The organism is Bradyrhizobium sp. Kon58, from assembly GCF_055807455.1.
On the sequence record NZ_JBVVOT010000712.1, the window covers coordinates 1 to 229 of the forward strand.

Annotated in this window: 1 protein-coding gene; it reads right to left on the minus strand. The window is 61.6% G+C overall.

Annotated features, from left to right (window positions below; genetic code table 11):
- On the minus strand, window positions 1-229 hold a 229-nt coding region (locus AC0L20_RS42050), incomplete at both ends, for an AzlC family ABC transporter permease (RefSeq protein WP_473296001.1).

The following is a 229-nucleotide window of genomic DNA, read 5'->3' on the forward strand; positions in this document are numbered from 1 at the left end:
ATAGAGATCAGGCTGGCGCCACTTTTGACCATGCCGATCGCCACCAACTGAGCCGCGCCGGCGAACACGATGGCGGACAACCCTTGGGCTTGCAGCGGGGTGAATTGTGCATCAATGGCCATCGAGCCCGCGAGCAACCCCCAAGGGGCACAAGCCAGGGAAAAGATCACGATCTGCCACGGCGCGTCCTTGAGAACTTTGCGCGTGGAAATCTGGTGCCCCTTGGCGG